This window comes from Mesorhizobium sp. M8A.F.Ca.ET.021.01.1.1 (genome assembly GCF_003998025.1).
Classification (GTDB): Bacteria; Pseudomonadota; Alphaproteobacteria; order Rhizobiales; family Rhizobiaceae; genus Mesorhizobium.
Genome location: NZ_RZSJ01000001.1, coordinates 1 through 15,247, shown reverse-complemented (window position 1 = coordinate 15,247; position 15,247 = coordinate 1). Strand labels below are relative to the sequence as shown.

16 protein-coding genes are annotated in these 15,247 nt (G+C 61.2%); 9 read left to right on the top strand and 7 right to left on the bottom strand.

Going from position 1 to position 15,247, the window contains the following annotated elements; translation table 11 throughout:
- Nucleotide 1 precedes the first annotated feature (1 nt).
- The 3 genes from EOA36_RS00075 to EOA36_RS00065 form a co-directional block, all read right to left on the bottom strand.
- Complete coding sequence (locus EOA36_RS00075; protein WP_127275148.1) at nucleotides 2-1,543, bottom strand: L-aspartate oxidase; 1,542 nt, start codon at nucleotides 1,541-1,543, stop codon at nucleotides 2-4.
- Nucleotides 1,540-2,514, bottom strand: coding sequence for a quinolinate synthase NadA (nadA, locus tag EOA36_RS00070; RefSeq protein WP_126063925.1), 975 nt, complete (start codon nucleotides 2,512-2,514; stop codon nucleotides 1,540-1,542). Before nadA ends, EOA36_RS00075 begins: the two co-directional genes overlap by 4 nt.
- A 62-nt stretch (nucleotides 2,515-2,576) precedes the next feature.
- Entirely contained in the window at nucleotides 2,577-3,539 is a 963-nt protein-coding gene (locus EOA36_RS00065) for a hypothetical protein (RefSeq protein WP_126063926.1), read from the bottom strand.
- Nucleotides 3,540-3,710: 171 nt separating this feature from the next.
- Here EOA36_RS00065 and panB point away from each other — a divergent pair, with 171 nt between their 5' ends.
- The 4 genes from panB (at nucleotide 3,711) to EOA36_RS00045 (ending at nucleotide 6,995) form a co-directional block, all read left to right on the top strand.
- Complete coding sequence (gene panB, locus EOA36_RS00060; protein WP_126063927.1) at nucleotides 3,711-4,547, top strand: 3-methyl-2-oxobutanoate hydroxymethyltransferase; 837 nt, start codon at nucleotides 3,711-3,713, stop codon at nucleotides 4,545-4,547.
- Entirely contained in the window at nucleotides 4,544-5,452 is a 909-nt protein-coding gene (gene panC / locus EOA36_RS00055; RefSeq protein WP_024505565.1) for a pantoate--beta-alanine ligase, read from the top strand. The genes panB and panC overlap by 4 nt, the downstream gene beginning before the upstream one ends.
- A 98-nt stretch (nucleotides 5,453-5,550) precedes the next feature.
- Complete coding sequence (locus EOA36_RS00050; protein ID WP_126057768.1) at nucleotides 5,551-6,270, top strand: LuxR family transcriptional regulator; 720 nt, start codon at nucleotides 5,551-5,553, stop codon at nucleotides 6,268-6,270.
- A gap of 92 nt (nucleotides 6,271-6,362) precedes the next feature.
- Nucleotides 6,363-6,995, top strand: coding sequence for an acyl-homoserine-lactone synthase (locus tag EOA36_RS00045; RefSeq protein WP_126057769.1), 633 nt, complete (start codon nucleotides 6,363-6,365; stop codon nucleotides 6,993-6,995).
- Between the two features lie 366 nt (nucleotides 6,996-7,361).
- Here the strand turns inward: EOA36_RS00045 and EOA36_RS37915 are convergent, their stop codons facing one another.
- Nucleotides 7,362-7,610 carry a DUF6074 family protein gene (locus EOA36_RS37915; protein WP_063169245.1) on the bottom strand — a complete coding sequence of 83 codons (249 nt, stop codon included), beginning with the start codon at nucleotides 7,608-7,610 and terminating at the stop codon, nucleotides 7,362-7,364.
- Between the two features lie 599 nt (nucleotides 7,611-8,209).
- Here EOA36_RS37915 and EOA36_RS00035 point away from each other — a divergent pair.
- The 3 genes from EOA36_RS00035 (at nucleotide 8,210) to EOA36_RS00030 (ending at nucleotide 9,227) form a co-directional block, all read left to right on the top strand.
- Nucleotides 8,210-8,680 (top strand): hypothetical protein, encoded by a 471-nt coding sequence (locus EOA36_RS00035; protein WP_245454734.1) that lies wholly within the window; start codon nucleotides 8,210-8,212, stop codon nucleotides 8,678-8,680.
- Nucleotides 8,673-8,807, top strand: a complete 135-nt coding sequence (locus EOA36_RS38735) for a hypothetical protein (RefSeq protein WP_256754986.1) — start codon at nucleotides 8,673-8,675, stop codon at nucleotides 8,805-8,807. The genes EOA36_RS00035 and EOA36_RS38735 overlap by 8 nt, the downstream gene beginning before the upstream one ends.
- A 174-nt stretch (nucleotides 8,808-8,981) precedes the next feature.
- Nucleotides 8,982-9,227: a hypothetical protein gene (locus EOA36_RS00030; protein ID WP_063169243.1), complete on the top strand. Its 246-nt coding sequence runs from the start codon at nucleotides 8,982-8,984 to the stop codon at nucleotides 9,225-9,227.
- 189 nt (nucleotides 9,228-9,416) lie between these two features.
- Here EOA36_RS00030 and EOA36_RS00025 read toward each other — a convergent pair whose 3' ends face one another.
- Nucleotides 9,417-9,806 (bottom strand): hypothetical protein, encoded by a 390-nt coding sequence (locus EOA36_RS00025; protein WP_024505560.1) that lies wholly within the window; start codon nucleotides 9,804-9,806, stop codon nucleotides 9,417-9,419.
- Between the two features lie 707 nt (nucleotides 9,807-10,513).
- Between EOA36_RS00025 and EOA36_RS00020 the strand changes: the two genes are divergently transcribed.
- Nucleotides 10,514-11,713 (top strand): cation:dicarboxylase symporter family transporter, encoded by a 1,200-nt coding sequence (locus EOA36_RS00020; protein ID WP_306462679.1) that lies wholly within the window; start codon nucleotides 10,514-10,516, stop codon nucleotides 11,711-11,713.
- A gap of 6 nt (nucleotides 11,714-11,719) precedes the next feature.
- On the opposite strand, the gene EOA36_RS37910 is transcribed toward EOA36_RS00020, so the two are convergent.
- Complete coding sequence (locus tag EOA36_RS37910; protein WP_245454735.1) at nucleotides 11,720-12,289, bottom strand: hypothetical protein; 570 nt, start codon at nucleotides 12,287-12,289, stop codon at nucleotides 11,720-11,722.
- A gap of 611 nt (nucleotides 12,290-12,900) precedes the next feature.
- Here EOA36_RS37910 and EOA36_RS00010 point away from each other — a divergent pair.
- Nucleotides 12,901-13,902, top strand: coding sequence for a zincin-like metallopeptidase domain-containing protein (locus tag EOA36_RS00010; protein ID WP_126059319.1), 1,002 nt, complete (start codon nucleotides 12,901-12,903; stop codon nucleotides 13,900-13,902).
- Nucleotides 13,903-14,059: 157 nt separating this feature from the next.
- Here the strand turns inward: EOA36_RS00010 and groL are convergent.
- A partial coding sequence (gene groL / locus EOA36_RS00005; RefSeq protein WP_127275147.1) for a chaperonin GroEL occupies nucleotides 14,060-15,247 on the bottom strand: 1,188 nt, incomplete at its 5' end.

Below are 15,247 nucleotides of genomic sequence, written 5' to 3'. Positions count from 1 at the left end.
ATCAAGTGCTCCGTATGGTAGCCCGGCAATCGAGTGCGGCCGCGGCCCGCATTGCGCTGTGCAGTGTCAGCCGTGATGGGCGCACGTTGGCATCGTGGAGCGGGAAATCGGACCGACAGTGCGCGCCTCGACTCTCTTCCCGCCTCAGGGCCGCCGCGGCGATCATCAGTGAGACCAAAGCCGGACCAGAGGCAGCGACACTATTGGCTGCGATCGGCAGCAGGGTCGCCACCGCTTCGCGCATTGCCTCGCCGTCGCGGATGATACCCAGGGCGGCGGAGACAATCGGGCGGACCACGGAAGCGTCTGGTCGTGGAGGGACGAATGTGGAGCATCTGCGCGGTCGCCGGGTATACGACGTGCCGGCAACGCTTTCGGCAACCCAGCTCGCGGTGACCGCCGCTTCGGTGAGCGAGTTGCTGGCCAGGCGGTTGGCGCCGTGCAGGCCGGTACAGGCCACCTCACCGCAGGCCCACAATCCCTCGATGGAGCTGCGGCCGGCGCTGTCTACGGCGACGCCGCCCATGTGATAATGTGCCGCCGGGCGCACCGGGATCAGGTCGGTCGCGGGGTCGATTCCTGCGCTCCGGCACAATTCGGCGATGCCTGGAAAACGCTTGCCAAATCTCGGGCCGAGACTTTGCCGTGCGTCCAGGAATACGCGGCGTCCAACGGCAAGCTGGTGCCAAATGGCGCGCGCTACGACGTCGCGAGGCGCAAGTTCACCGCCAGGTGTGTCGGCGAGGAAGCGCTCTCCTCGCTCATCGATGAGCACCGCGCCTTCGCCACGCACGGCTTCGCTCACCAGCGGCATCGGCCGGCGCGGACCGTCGAGCGCAGTTGGATGGAACTGTATGAATTCCAAGTCGGCGAGTTCCGCCCCCGCCCATGCGGCGAGCGCCAGCCCGTGACCCCATGAGCCAGCGGGGTTTGTCGTGTCGCAAAACAGCCCGCCGACGCCGCCGGTCGCCAGCACCGCGCGACGCGTGGGCAGAGCGAGCGCGCCGGCTCGTCCTGCTGCGACCACGGCGATGACCGACCCGTCCTGCACGACCAGCCGGCGGACCTCCACATTTTCGATAATGGTGATCGAGGCTGTACGCCGAACCGCGGCGACGAGCGCGCGCACCAACTCGCGACCGGTGGCGTCGCCGGCTGCATGCACAATTCGCCGTCGCGAGTGTGCCGCCTCGAGCCCAAGTCGCAACGCGCGGTCAGGGTGCTGGTCGAAGTCGACGCCGAACCTTTGGATCGTCCTAATCGCTTCGGGTGCAGCTCGTACCACTCGCCGCACCGTGGCCTCATCGCAGAGTCCGTCGCCGGCAGCTATCGTGTCGCAAAGGTGAAAATCTGGGCCGTCGTCGCCCCCGAGACTTGCCGCAAGACCGCCCTGGGCAAGTTCACTGCAGGCTCCGGTTCCAAGCGGCGCGTTGGTCAAAAGCACGACCGGTTCCGGCGCCAGATGAAGCGCCGTCATCAGGCCGGCAATGCCGCCGCCGATGACGACCGGCGCCCCGGCGATGTCGCGAACCTCCAGAGTCATAGGGAAAGCATGCGCTCGACCGCGCGGCGGGCGGGGCCGGCAATTTCGGGATCAATCCGGACCTCATGCCGGTTCTGCTCGAGTGCGGCGCGAATGTTGGCCAGGTTGATGCGCTTCATGTGCGGGCACAGATTGCATGGGCGAACGAACTCGACGTCGGGATGCGCGACCGCGACGTTGTCGCTCATCGAACATTCGGTCAGAAGGACGACACGCGTCGGTTTCTCACGCTCGACATAATCCGACATCGCCGCGGTCGAGCCGGAGAACTCCGCCTCCGCGACAACGTCTGGTGGGCATTCTGGATGGGCCAGCACGATGACGCCTGGATGGGCATCGCGCAGTTCCCGGATGTCTGCTGCGGTGAAGCGCTCATGCACCTCGCAATGGCCTTTCCAGGCGATGATCTCGACGTCTGTATCGGCTGCCACGTTCCTCGCCAGATATTCGTCCGGGAGCATCAGCACACGCGCCACGCCAAGCGATTCCACCACCGCCTTGGCGTTGCCGGACGTGCAGCAGATGTCGGACTCCGCTTTTACGGCGGCGGAAGTGTTGACGTAAGTAACAACGGGGACCCCCGGATACCGCAGCCGCATTAGCCGCACGTCGTTTGCCGTGATCGATTCGGCCAGCGAGCAGCCGGCGCGGAGATCCGGGATGAGCACGGTCTTGTTCGGATTGAGCAGTTTTGCCGTCTCGGCCATGAAATGAACGCCGGCAACCACGATGATGTCGGCGTCGACCGTCACCGCCTTGTGGGCCAACGCCAGGCTGTCGCCGACGATGTCTGCCACGCAATGAAAAATTTCGGGCGTCTGGTAATTGTGCGCCAGCACCACCGCATTGCGCTCACGCTTCAGCGCTAAGATGGCTTCAATATCGCCGGCGAACGCGAGCCATTCAACGGGTGGGATCACCCGCCGGACACGCTCATACAGGGACGCAGCCATAGGTAACGCCCCAGTCATTGGCGCCTCGATTATATTCGGTTTGACAATAAGGGAATATATCTACCTTGACTATAAGTATGTCAAGCCCGCGCCAGCGGTAATTTTGTCCCGGCGATAGCCCTGTCGTCGAGGACGGCATGCCGGAAGCGATAAAGCTTCGCCGGTCGGCCGCCCGTGTCGAGGGAGGTCTCCCCGGTCTCCTCAACAAGTTCCTGCTGCTCGACCAATCTCCGGAAGTTCGGCTTGTTGATCAGCCTGCCAGCCAAAGCTTCCACGGTTCGCTGCAGTTGCAGCAGCGTGAAGGAAGGCCGCATAAGCTCGAACACGACCGGCCGGTATTTGATCTTCGAACGCAGCCGCGCGATCCCGGTTGCCAGAATACGACGGTGGTCAGCGACCATTGGTTTGCCAGCCGCGGCCGCAATCGCGTCCCTGCCGCCACCGGCCTCCTCAATCAGACCAGCTTCATAGAGCAACTCGTAGCGTTGGAGCGTGAGTTCCTCGTTCCAATGGCGGTCGTCGAAGCCGAAGGCTATCGCAGCGCGCTGCCGGCGCTCGCGTTGAGTGGTCGGCTCGCTGGCGCCGCCGGCCCACTCAATCAGGCGGGGCCGCAATCTATCGAGCAGCACAGGCGGCGTGCCGAAGCGGTGGTCCTCCCAGGGAAAATATTCGTACCAACTTTGCCAGCCGCACGCGGCCGAGTTCGTTGCCTGTTCCTTCCTGGTCAATGCGAGATAGCTGATTGAGATGACGCGCTGGTGGCGCTCAGTGCCGATGCGATCGCGATCGGCGAAGGTGTAGAGTTGCTCGATGTATCCAAGTGCATGGCCGGTCTGCTGCTCCACCCACCCCCTCAAACCCGACTGCAGTGATCGATGCTCAAGGGCAAAAGGTCCAGAAGGGAGGGTGTCCGCATGACCGACTGTGAGGACACAGGGCTCACTGTCGTTTACGGCGACCACGACGGCAGTCAGGTCCACTTTGGCTTCGTCAGCTTTGACGGCGGCTTTGCCTTTCTTGGTTCTTCTTGTCTGAGGATCCATGTTTGCGAAAGCGGGTTGGCCCAACGGAGCGCCTTAATCGATTGAATGTAACCTTGGAAGCCAGCACGTCAACACCAGAGTACTCAAGCGCTGTTTTTAGCTCTTCGCAGTCGCACAAAAATATGCCAAACGCGACACCCGCTGTTGGTAACGTAAGGGAAGGGGCCTCGGTTGAGCGCGGCTGGTGAGATAAAAGGGATGACTCCTCCAGATATTCGATCGCGAAAAGGCCAGACGCCACTTGTATGCTTGACGGCCTACACCACGCCGGTCGCGAGGCTGCTCGATCGCCACTGCGACATCGTTCTTGTCGGCGACAGCGTCGGCATGGTGCTGCACGGCCTGTCGTCGACGCTGGGGGTCACGCTCGACATGATGATCATGCACGGACAGGCCGTTCGCCGCGGCCTTGAACACGCGCTGATGGTCGTCGACCTGCCCTTCGGTTCCTACGAGGAAAGCCCAGAGCACGCTTTCGGCAACGCTGCGCGCGTGATGGGTGAGACCGGTTGTTCAGCGGTAAAGATCGAGGGCGGCGAGACCATCTCGGAAACCATCCGCTTCCTTACCGCGCGCGGCGTACCTGTCATGGCCCATGTGGGCCTGACGCCGCAGGCGGTAAACACGTTTGGAGGCTATCGTGTGCAGGGCCGGGGAGCCGATGCAGAGCGGATCAGGCGCGACGCCAGGGCGGTAACCGAAGCGGGCGCCTTCTCCTTGGTGCTGGAAAAGATACCGGAGCAGCTTGCACGGCAGATAACCGCCGATATCGACATACCCACAATCGGCATCGGTGCCTCGCCAGCTTGCGACGGCCAGATTCTGGTGAGCCACGATATGCTCGGGCTCTTCACCTCATTTCGGCCGAAGTTCGTCAAACGCTATGCCGAGCTCGGTGAGCAGGCTGAGGCGGCAATCGCCGCTTACGCCACCGATGTGCGGAACCGGCACTTTCCGGCGGTCGAACATCTCTATGTCAACGCCTTGAAGGCCGGTGACTTCACATGAGCGTGCCGATCGCTCGAACCGTGAGCGAGCTGCGCGGCGTCGTTGCGCAATGGCGTCGCTCGGGTGCCACGATCGGTATTGTGCCGACCATGGGAGCCTTGCACGACGGGCATCTGAGCCTCGTGCGGAAGGCGCTCGAAAGGGCCGAGCGGGTGATCGTGACGCTGTTCGTAAACCCCAAGCAGTTCAACAGCCCCGCCGACCTGATTGCCTACCCTCGGACGGAAAGCGACGATGCTGCCAAGCTCGCTCTGCTGGGCACGCATCTGCTCTATGTGCCGGACACAGAGGAAATGTACCAGGTGGGCTTCGCCACGGCCGTTTCAGTGTCCGGCATCAGCGAATGCCTTTGCGGCGCATTCCGGCCCGGCCATTTCAATGGCGTGGCGACGGTCGTGGCCAAGCTCTTCCTGCAGGCCGGCGCTGACTTCGCCTTTTTTGGCGAAAAGGATTTTCAGCAACTTCAGCTTGTCAGGCGCTTGGTCCGGGATCTCGACATTCCGATCACTATTGTGCCCTGTCCGACAGTCCGCGAAGCCGATGGTCTTGCGCTATCGTCGCGTAACGTGCGGCTCTCCCCAGCCCAACGCGCCATTGCCCCAAAACTAGCATCGGTCCTGCTCGATACGGCCGAGCGGCTTGCACGCGGCTCCCCCATCCTGCCTACGCTTGATGAAGCGCGTGCAGCAATTCTGGCTGCCGGCTATCGCGAGCTCGAATACCTGGAGCTGCGCGGAGAAACAGACCTGCAATCGTTAGCAAGCCTTGACCGACCGGCACGCTTGCTTGCTGCGGCTTGGCTTGGCGACACGCGGCTCATCGATAACGTCGCAATATCACCCATCGGTAGTTGGTCAGGTGGGCGGAGCTCTCTCCAATCGGAAGCAGCACAGCAATTGCGGTGATGACGGCGGCGCGTCGTATGCCCTGCAGGGACAGGCCATCATTTAGAACCACGTCTCCGTCGGCTTCCAGCAACCTCCGCGAGGTACGCTAAGCGCAGATGCATCGCGTATTTGAAACCTTGGTCGAGCAACTCTCTGCAAGCGTCGATGCCGTCGATCTCCATGAGGCAATGGCGTCCGCCGCAGCCGGGTTCGACTTTCCGCTCTTCGCTTATTTCACCTACCCATCCGCTTCCGGCGACAGGCCGCGATTGATCTCGAATTATCCATCATCATGGACATCACATTACCTGCAACAGCGCTACCACAGCGTGGATCCCGTGATCCTGCGGGGACTGCGGGGCTGGGATACCTTCGACTGGGGTGTGGACCGCGATCACCGTTATTTGCCGACCTCTCAGCAGGAAGTCCTGGAAAAAGCAGCTGAGTTCGGCATTCGCGGCGGACTGACCATGTCGATGCATGATCATCGCGGCCGGTTCGCCGCACTGACCTTCGCCTCCAACGAGGCGCATCCGCCATTTCTGAGGTCGCTGACGCGCTACGAAAAAGCAATGCAACTGGTTGCGATCAACGTTCATATCCATGCCCGGCGCAGGCTCGCCGAAGATTGCGTGGTAGATGGCATAACGCTCACCCGGCGGGAGTTCGAGTGCCTGAAATGGGCGGCGTGCGGCAAGTCGGCCTGGGATATCAGCCAGATTCTCGGTGTCTCGAAACGCACCGTGACCTTCCATCAGGAAAACGCCAAGGCGAAGCTTGGCGTGCGAACCATCAACCAGGCCGTAGTGCGGATGGCTGCTCGGGCGAGATCCTGATCCTCTCCAAGTCTAGCTGTAAAGGTCTACAGGCTGCATTCATGACGGCTTTGCCCTTCGATTGCGTGGACACATCCCGCACGGAGACGACAATGATGCAGCTGATAACACCCGACTGCTACGCCGAGTTTGCGAGCGAACTCAAGGAAATGCACGGACTTAGGTATCGGGTTTTCAAGAAGCGGCTCGATTGGGAAGTGCAGACCGAAGGCGAAATGGAAACGGACCCGTTTGACAGCCTGAACCCCGTCTACCTGCTTCTCAAGGGGTCCGATTGGCGAACTTGCGGCTGCGTCCGCCTTTTGCCGACCACCGGACCGACAATGTTGCGCGATACGTTTCCGACGCTGCTGGATGAGATGGTGGTCCCTGCGAGTGCCGATATCTGGGAGAGTAGTCGTTTCGCGCTCGATCTCCCTGCGACAGCGCCGAAGGCAGCTGGCGGCCTGGCCCAAGCAACCTACGAGCTCTTCGCGGGGATCATCGAATTCGGCTTGGCCAACAATCTCTCCGGGATCGTAACGGTGACAGATACGCGCATCGAAAGGATCCTTCGTCTCGCCACCTGGCCGTTGTCACGTATCGGACAGCCCAAGCAGGTCGGCAACACCGAGGCAGTCGCCGGCTTCCTCGATATTTCCTACGCCAGTCTCTTGCGCATCCGCTGGAGGGGACGCCTCAACGGGCCGGTGTTGTGGCAACCAGTTCTCATCCAATCGGCATAGCGCCTGCGGATGCTCAGCCGTGACTTGAGTTAAGTCTGCTCACGGCCGCCACCGCCGCCGTGAGGGTGAGCGGACCCGCCCCCACGAGCTTTCGACTGTTCCGGTCGATTGGCTCGCGCGGCCGGACTTTGGATTTCCGTAGGCGCAACCCGCAGTCCAGCGTGAGCACGCCAAAATGGCGCCCCTCCGCTTCGTCCAAAGAAGCCAACGTGGCTTCTGAGGTCGTCTTAGAATATTGGACCGGCCGCCGTGAGCGATCGCAACCTCAAACCTTTGCCGGTATGCCGGTTTGGCCGGACCGTCGGCCAGTCGGAGCAGTCCCCTGATAAGGACCCGAGCTGACGCGCGGTCCAACAGCGCCCGAGCCTATGCTTTGTGCATTACCGTTCGGTTGGCCATGTCGTCCAAGACCGCATGAAGAAGGCTTCCAACCTCCTGCGCAGCGAGCTCTGGCGCAATTCCTACATCGGACAATTGAATGAGCATTTTCTTGGCAGCACAGCGCCAGAACGCACTCGCCGCCTCGCCGTTCTTGGTCTCGAGGGCCTGGGCGATACTTTCGACCAATATACGTCGCCGATGCAGCGGAAATACGCAAATGTTTGATTCATGCATCAATCACCTCACAGATTCAGTTCCACAAAGAAAAACACCGGCGTCTTCAAAAGAGCCCCGCTAGCGCGGTGACGGTTCGCGGCGACATGACGAGTTCCACTTCCCCATCGACAAGCTATTGGGAGATGAGCCGCCGGACCGCATATCCGGGACCGCACATAAGGTGAACCACCATTGCTCATCCGGCTGCATTTTCCTGGGCCGTTCGACGAGGCGTTCCAGCCGAATTGACGTCCAATGACTTGATCTCTGAAAGGGCAGGGCGGTACGAATCACCCGATTGTTCCGCTGCTTACATTCCTGCGAGCTTGTGTATGAACGATTAAAGCGTGCCCGAGCCGTTCTTGGTGGCCGCCGCAGAAGGGAATCATGTCATCCGCTGCCTATCGTAGGCGGCGCGACTTCTAGCATGACTGCACTGCCCCGACAGGGCTTTGCAATCGCGCGTTTCGAAGCCTATGCTTTGGCATCGGCCGGCATTTACTTCGGTGCAGCCGACAGTAAGACGTACGCGCTCTTGCCCCGTTGGAAGAGAGCCTTGCCCGATCCCTCTTTCGCGACCAGGTGCTGAAGCCCTCACCCCGCAGGACTTCGCGCTTTTGCGACCATCGCTGCATCACGTCGAACCGGGCATCAAGGACCAGTTGGAGGTCGCGCATCAGCCGATCAAGAACGTATATTTTCCCGAGAGGGGCATCGCGTCGGTGGTCGCCACCATGACCGGCGGGCGGCAAGGTGAAGTCGGCATTGTCGGCTATGACGGGATGAAAGGAATTGCCGTCATTCTCGGAAAGGAAAGCACTACCTGGCGCCTGCCGGTTGAAAACCTTCGCCCTGCGATTAGCCCGTCGCTTCGCACCTCAGTGCTGGATTATGCCCACGCGTTCCTCGTCCAATCATGCCGGACGGCACTGGTCAATGGCCACTCCAAGATCGAAGAACGGCTGGCCCGCTGGCAGCTGATGGTCCACGACCGTGCGGAAGGAGATAAGATCCTCCCGACGCATGAATTTCTGGCGACCATGCTCGCGCCCACCGCCCGGGGTCACCACGGCCCTGCAAATGCTTGAGTATCGAGGACTGGTGCACGCCAAGCGCGGCGAGATCACGATCATCGACCGTGCCGGATTGATAAAGCTCACACATGGCGCTTATGACAAGGAGGAGCAGCGTTATTTCGGCCTGGCCGCTGCCTGAAGCATGTCGGTTGAAACGGGTTCAGCCGACGTCTCCTTGCCCCTCACCAGGTCGCCCAAAAGCATCAGCGGTTTTGAACGAATCGCAGCTATTGTCCGCAATCGGACATAGGCTTGAAGGCGGTCGAATTCGTGCCATAAGTCGGGTTGGTCAGGGTTCAGGGAGGAATTCGTCATGACCAATTCGTTTCACACCGTCACCGTCGAAAAAGCCGCAGAAGCCTATGTCCTTTCCAGGGGAAGGGTCCGCTTTCTCTCCATGGCGCAGGCGATCCGCGCCATCCGAACACTAATGCCGGCATGCAAGGCCACCGACCGCGAGTTGGAGGAACTGTTGGCGGCCGCTTCCTTCGTTCATGGCGTGCCCGTCGCCTTCGACACAAAAACAGCCGATGGTGTAGAACCACGGCTGCATTCCTAAGAGGGCATGCCGCGCCATGCAGACTGTCAGAGGGCATTCGTCAGATGGTAGTCCGCTAACTTAACTGCAGAGTCTAAAGGACGTGTTCCAGCATTGCGAACTCACCGATCGCTTTGTTGCCAAAGCTGCCAGCAAGCGATCGCCTCATCCAGCCGTTTGCACCATCTCATCACAGACATCATCGCGATGCTACCTGTCCAGCATATGTCCAGCATTTCGCAAGGCGGCCAGAAGGAGCCTCGCATAGCCTGTGACATCGATCTGGGCCTGCATCGAAAGGGGCATGCTGGTCCAGTTCTCCAACGGTGCAATGAAAGGTGAGAAGGTGCCATTGACTAGGCAACAACAGCTAACAAGGCCCTCTCGGTCCAATGCCACCACACCGATCTTGTCGCCTGGATATCCAATGGCTGCGACTCGCTGGACCTCCAGGTCACCGTCCACCCGCACGTCAAAAAGAAGGCTACCACGGCTCCTCGTGGCTATCTCAGCCGCCTTCTCATCAAAGCTTGAAGAGAGCAAGCGGACGCTTTCCACCGCCATCTGGAAAATCACCAAATCCAGTTCATTCACGGCCATATGGGCATTTCCGCGCAACGGGTGGTGATTGCAATGACACATACTGCTTGTTCACAGATGTCGGTCACGAACGATCATTCGTCGGGTTCCGGTTCCGACCAACGGTGTCGCCACCTGATCGTGCTGCGGTTCGAACCTTCCGAACGCGAGCCGAGCGCGCTATGAGGTTGGAGTCTAGGTCTCGGACCCTGCCTCGCGGCCTTCTCATCTTTGGCAGACCCGTTGCAACGCCGCCGCGATGGCGCAAACGCCAGATGACGCTGATCCATCGCTTGATCGTGAACTGAGCTTCTGAACACCATTGGGACAGCAGGGTGGAAGGGCTTGACCAACGCTGCCCCCGTTTTCCAAGAGGACCCGTCCTCGATTGAATCTTTCGAGCCCCGTGCGGCGCGCAGCCAAATGATGACGATCTGGACTCAGCTCGCAGACCGCAAGGCAAAGAGGGAACCTTCCAGGCAGCCAAGCTGCTCGACGCAAAGAGCGGCCTTTGGAGTTCCCAAGAATCGACCCTTCCATAGTTGCGACAGGCAACCACTGCACGAGTGTGGGAGAGCGAATCGCAAGCATTGCGTGAGGTCCTGCGCGTTTTCCCCTCTTTGCTATTTGGCACATCGTTTGCGCCGAAGTGGGCGCAGCGTTCGACCGGAGCACTGCATGGGAGAGGGAGGAGCCCCACCCCGATCCGGTCAAGGAGAGAGACGGTGTTGGTTCCAAGAGTTCCCCGCGCGATCGCAGCGCCCCGCAAGCGCCATTTTGCCCGGACCTACGTGCAGGTACTTGCCGCCATAATCCTGGGTGCCGCAATCGGCTATTTCCATTTGGAGACCGGCCACAGCCTGAAGCCGCTCGGCGATGCCTTCGTCGATGTCGTCAAGATAATCACCGTACCTGTCATCTTCCTGACAATGGCGACCGGCATTGCCGGCATGAGCGATCTGCAGAAGGTCGGCCGAGTTGCCGCCAAGGCGATGGTCTATTTTCTCACCTTTTCGACGCTCGCTTTTGTTGTCGGGCTGATTGTCGCGAATATCGTTCAGCCTGGCGCCGGCCTCAACATCGATCCGGCCTCGCTCGATGTCCAAGCCGTTAAGGGCTATGTGGCCACGGCTCACGAGCAGTCCGTGACCAGCTTCCTGATGAACATCATCCCGTCAACGATTGCCAATGCCTTCGCGGAAGGCGACATCCTGCAAGTCTTGTTCCTCTCGGTCCTGTTCGGCGCGGTCTGCCGCTACAACGGCCGCTCGCTCTTCTCTCTCGTCCGATACATCAAGGACGAGCTGCTGCTCGCAATGTCCTCCTCAGAGGCCGCGCTGGCCTCGCTCATGGAGAAGATGGAAAGGGCCGGCGCCACGCATTCGGTCGTGGGTCTCATTCCATTCAATCTGGACGGCACGAATATGATGCTCGCCGCCCTTTTCATCGCCCAAGCGACGAAAACTGATCTCCCGATCGGCTGCCGGATCCTCATGCTGTTTGTCGCATTGTTCCCTTCGAACGGAACAACCCGCATTACCGGTGCAGGCCTCGTCACAATGGCTGCAACGCTCTTTCTTGTTCCGGCCGCACCGGTCACCTCCGTGGGGCTTATTCTTGGCGTCGATCAGCTTATGTCCGAATGCCACGCGCTGACGGTTTTTCTCCGCAGCGTAGCGGCAACGCTGGCTGTCACCCGGTCCGGGGCGAGCGGGATAAACGACGATTCGGGGAGCGCCTCACTAGCGGACCGTTCAGCGCTCCGGCGGTGGACGGTCAAGTCGCCCGGCGTGGTGAACACAATTCCCCGTGCGAACGACGCTCAGCTATTGGGGTGGACCCGATGGCGCAAAGCCGTATTTGAGAAACCGCCAGATCGCACCGGCACCTGTGCGCCTGTAGCAACTGCGGGGCACGATCAAAACTGACCCATTTTACACCAAAAAGGCGGCCGTTGCTGCCACGCCGTCCATGGATTGGAGACTCATGTCTAAGCCGACTGCCATCACTGTCGCAGCTCTTCTTTTACTCCTCGCCTTGCTGGCGAGCCAATATAGCGCGAACCTGCACCGGCAGGCGTGGTCGACCGACAGGCAAAAGTGGAGCGGCGCATTCGACAACGATCTCCTTCGCCAATCGCCGGCAACCCGCAAGGCGATGCCGTTCTGGTCATATTCAATGACTACCACAACTGTCCGCATTGCAGACTGGCTGATATCAACTACCAAAAAGCCTTCAAGCATGAACCCAATCTGAAGCTTGTGATCAAACAGTTCCCGGTCCTGGGACCGGATTCCCAATTCCCAGCCTTCGCCGCACTCGCCTCGAGAAAACAGGGAAAGTTCGACGAATTCCACCGCGCCCTTATGATTTCCCCCAGTTGAAGGGTCACTCTCAAGATCGCAGCGCGTGTAGGCCTTGACGTTGAGCAGCTCAAGCGGGAATGCAAGATCCGGCCATCGCAGATGAAATGCGCGGTCCGCGCACTCGCGAAAGGTCTGCACTTAGACGGTACGCCCGCGTTGGTGGTCGGCGATATAGTGGTCGCCGACCTTGTGGACATGGCCAGCTTGCAACGCTTGCATCGCCGATGCGCGCTCAAAGCGTGCTGGCTCTCGTGCGGGGCAGCATCTGTAGACCGGCCACGCTGTTGTTGCCGGAGCGTGCCGTTTGTGGCAGCTGGCTTTGCTGTCGCTCCTCGTAATCTTGTTGCGGTCATCCAGCTGCCGTGGGCGCCAACAACAATCCTGAGCGCCCGCGCCTGAAGTCGCTGGCCGGGTGCTCGTGAACCGAGCCCGCTTTTCTTCGGCAAGCTCAGGCGGTCTTGGCCCTGCGGCATCGCCCCCTGGCGCGGGGCAGCCTTCGGCTGCTGACGGTCGCCGGCCTGTCGGCCGGCGTCTTTCTATTGTGGCCTTCCCCCTGGCGCAGGGTGGGCAGCACTCCCTTCTAGGCCCGCCGCGGCGTCCCGCAACCCTTCGCTTGTCGCTTTCGGGTCCTCCACTCCGTTCCGGTCCTGCTGATGCAGTCCGCCTCCGACGGCGGGCCTTTCCGGTCGCTTTTGCCGCCCACCCCGCTTCCGGGGAGGGCGCGCGATTGTAGAGCGGAGGACATCACGATGCGTGCAAACAACAAACGTTGCGGCAGCCGACAGGCTGGCGCAGACAGTGGCGGGCGCACCGGCGCCAGCCTTTATCAGGAAATCACCGACCGCATCATTGCCGAACTGGAGCGCGGCACCGTGCCATGGGTCAAGCCGTGGGGCAGGGCAAGGACAGGCCTCGGCCTGCCGCGGAATGCGGCCACCCAGCGCCGATATTCCGGCATCAATATCCTGATCCTGTGGGGCGCGGTCATCGAGCGCGGTTTCCCCAGCCAGAACTGGCTCACCTTCCGGCAGGCGCTTTCGCTTGGCGGCAATGTCAGGAAGGGCGAGCACGGCACCACCATCGTTCACGCTGACCGCTTTGTTCCCAAGAACGAAAAGCAACGCGCCGACACCGATGGCGACGAACCGCAGGCGGTGCCCTTCCTGAAGCGCTTCACCGTCTTCGATGTCGCGCAGTGCGATAATCTGCCCGAACATCTTTACGCCGCCGGCGAGCCTCTGCCTGAGCGCGAGATGGTCCCGCAGGCCGAGGCGCTCATTCATGCAACCGGCGCTGATTTTCGCATCGGCGGCGAGCGCGCCTTCTACATGCCCGGCAGCGACACCATACAGGTGCCGCCGCAGCCGGCTTTCTTCCACCAGATCGACTATTACCGGACCTGCTTTCACGAGCTTGGACACTGGACCGGCCACCCGAGGCGACTCGCGCGCGACCTGTCCGGCTCCTTCGGGTCCAACACCTATGCGCGCGAGGAACTGGTCGCCGAAATCGCATCAGCCTTCATCTGCAGCAGTCTCGGCATCGAGCCGAGCGTGCGCCATGCCGACTACATCGGCTCATGGCTGACGGTTTTGCGCGAGGACAACCGCGCCATCTTCCGCGCCGCAAGCCATGCCTCGAAAGCCGCCGATTTCCTGCTTGGCCGCAATGTCGATGTCGAAGGCGAGGCACATGCCGAAACCGCCTATGGGAGCGCGCAATCCTCACACGCGACCGCCTTGCGCCTCTGATGACGCAAAGCCGCGCGCAACCAACTCGACAGTTCTTTTGAGGTTGCCCTAACGCCGATGGCCGGCGTTGGCGTCGATCGTTCATCGGACCGAGGTTCGCAAAAAAAGAGGGCGGCATTGATGCCGCCCTCTCGTTGCGAAAGCTGCCAGAGCTGGATTAGAAATCCATGCCGCCCATGCCGCCCATGCCGCCGCCGCCCATGCCGCCAGGCATGCCGCCGCCAGCCGACTCCTTCTTCGGAGCCTCCGCGATCATGGCTTCGGTGGTGACCAGCAGGCCGGCGACCGAGGCCGCGTCCTGAAGAGCCGTACGGACAACCTTGACCGGATCGACGATACCCATGGCGATCATGTCGCCATACTCGCCGGTCTGGGCGTTGTAACCGAAGGTCGCGCCCTTGTTCTCGAGGATCTTGCCGGCAACGATCGAAGCTTCCGCACCAGCGTTCGACGCGATCTGGCGGGCCGGAGCCTGCAGCGCACGACGCACGATGTTGATGCCAGCGGCCTGATCGGCGTTGGCGCCGGTCGACTTGATGTTGGCCGAAGCGCGCAGCAGGGCAACGCCACCGCCAGCAACGATGCCTTCTTCGACGGCCGCGCGGGTCGCGTTGAGGGCGTCATCGACGCGGTCCTTCTTTTCCTTGACTTCGACTTCCGTCGCACCGCCGACGCGGATCACCGCAACGCCGCCGGCGAGCTTCGCCAGACGTTCCTGCAGCTTCTCCTTGTCGTAGTCCGAAGTGGTCTCTTCGATCTGCTGCTTGATCTGGGCAACGCGGCCCTGGATCTCGGCCTTCTTGCCGGCGCCGTCGACGATGGTGGTGTTCTCCTTGGAGATCGACACCTTCTTGGCGCGGCCGAGCATGTTGAGGCCGACGTTCTCGAGCTTGATGCCGAGGTCTTCCGAGATGACCTGGCCACCGGTGAGGATGGCGATGTCTTCCAGCATGGCCTTGCGGCGATCACCGAAGCCCGGCGCCTTGACGGCGGCGATCTTCAGGCCGCCACGCAGCTTGTTGACGACCAGCGTGGCCAGAGCCTCGCCTTCGACGTCTTCCGAGATGATGAGCAGCGGCTTCGAGGTCTGCACGACGGCTTCGAGAACCGGCAGCATGGCCTGGAGGTTGGACAGCTTCTTCTCGTGCAGGAGGATGTAGACGTCCTCGAGCTCGGCAACCATCTTGTCGGCGTTGGTGACGAAGTAGGGCGAGAGGTAGCCGCGGTCGAACTGCATGCCTTCGACGACTTCGAGTTCGGTCTCGGCGGTCTTGGCTTCCTCAACCGTGATGACGCCTTCGTTGCCGACCTTCTGCATCGCTTCGGCGATCATCTTGCCGACCGA